The sequence below is a fragment of the uncultured Campylobacter sp. genome, from assembly GCF_938045465.1.
GTDB lineage: Bacteria > Campylobacterota > Campylobacteria > Campylobacterales > Campylobacteraceae > Campylobacter_B.
This window is the reverse complement of record NZ_CALIBF010000200.1, coordinates 1-1,623: the sequence shown is the minus strand read 5'-3', so window position 1 is coordinate 1,623 and position 1,623 is coordinate 1. Positions and strand designations below refer to the sequence as shown.

Here is a 1,623-nt window from a genome sequence, read left to right as displayed (position 1 = left end):
ATTTAAACGATAAAATTTCATTTCGCGCGCAATAGATCAAACAATGCCGCCGACTTTGCGTCGCTAATGCGCGCTATGAACGCAAAAAAGCGCTTTTGCGAGCGACCGGCCTGCGAGTGGTGCCGTCATCCAATATGCTGATCGTCGCCGCTCATAGCCGCGCGACAACTTATCTATCGTCGCTCATTACCGCACCGCCGCAGGGTGCAGAGCGTGAGCATAAAAATATTTTAGGCGTACTCTCAAGAGGACATCACCGAGCTTAATAAATTTTAGTGCGGTACTTTTACTATGCACTCGTAAGCATAAATAAAATTCTTTAGTAAAAATTTTTAAGACAAAAATAGCAAAAGATTTGCAAGCAACGGATAAAATTCCATTATGGCTAAGATTCCATTGTGATCGCAATCATATCCGTTCTATCTGCCCATAGCTTTTTAAATTTCGCTTTTTGCCTCACTTATTGTTTTGTTTAATTTCGCAACAAATTCCTCCTTGCTTATTTCTTTAAACGCTTCGTTTGGTACGGCGATAAAAAGACTTCCTTCCAGCAAAATTACCAAAAAATCGCGCTCCATTACCACCTCACAAAATTCCGCATCATAAATGAGCGTATCTCGCTCGCTTACGAATATAAATTGCCCCTTTAAATCGTCTGAAATTTCAATGCTAAAATAGCCGAAAGTGACATTTTTATTCTTATCATATATCGCGGAATTTAGTAGCCACGATCTAACGCAAATAGCGTAAATATAAAAAACTGCGCAAGCAGTAGGCAAGATAGCTCCTAAGCTCTTTATCCAGGACTTATCGCCATAATACTCACGTATAAACTCTATCCAATCGTCCTCAAAAATAAAAAGGCAAGCCGAAAACGCAAAAGCGAAAAGCAAATCTGTCGCGCAGACGGCGCGGATGAACTTGCCCCCTTTATAAATTCTGCGCGAAATTCTAGTTCTCATTTTAGCGAATTTCCGGTTATCTTGCAGCGAGTAAGAAATCAGCATATCTTTCCTTTAAAATTTCGCTTATTTTAGCTAAAATTAGCAAAAATAAAAAGATCTGTAAAATTACATTGCATGCTGCGTTTGCGCCTCTTCGGCGATACGGCCAGTAGATGGAAGGACACTACTAATGCAAGCGGTAAAAGGGCGAGCTAAATTTAATAAATTTCTACCGAAGGAGGGATCGTGAAAAATACAGCATTCATCACGGGCGCTACGAGCGCTGCTGTCATCCAATACACCGCCCGCCATTTTGCAACGGCCTGAGCACGAAAACCTGCTTCTGCGAGCGCTGCGGTCGCGATCATCGGCTACCGCCCGTCGCCACATGCAGTAGGTGCCGCTGTCGGGCGACGCCTCCGCCGCGCGATACCCATCCACCGCTACTAACCGCCCGCACGACAACCCGTCGCCGCCAATCTCTCCGTCGCTTTGTCGCGGTACCGAGCCCAAACCGAACCGCTAAATTTTAAATTCTACAAAAGTCTCATCGCACATAAATTTTAATTCGGCAAATGCGCAAAATTTAGGTAAAATTCCACGCAAACGTTTTGACGATCAAAATTTAAAGGGGCGAAAATGACGAATTTCGAGTACGCTAGTCGCATTAACGAGGCTG

General features: G+C 43.7%; 1 protein-coding gene. It reads right to left on the bottom strand.

Annotation, left to right across the window (positions count from 1 at the left end):
• Nucleotides 1-437: 437 nt before the first annotated feature.
• The gene (locus Q0413_RS10310) at nt 438-1,007 is read right to left on the bottom strand and encodes a hypothetical protein (protein WP_298990056.1); all 570 of its coding nucleotides are present in this window, start codon (nt 1,005-1,007) and stop codon (nt 438-440) included.
• Between the last annotated feature and the right edge of the window lie 616 nt (nt 1,008-1,623).

Coding starts and splice junctions, on each gene's coding strand:
- Q0413_RS10310 (WP_298990056.1), bottom strand. CDS start 1,007: ATGCTGATTTCTTACTCGCTGCAAGATAACCGGAAATTCGCTAAAATG.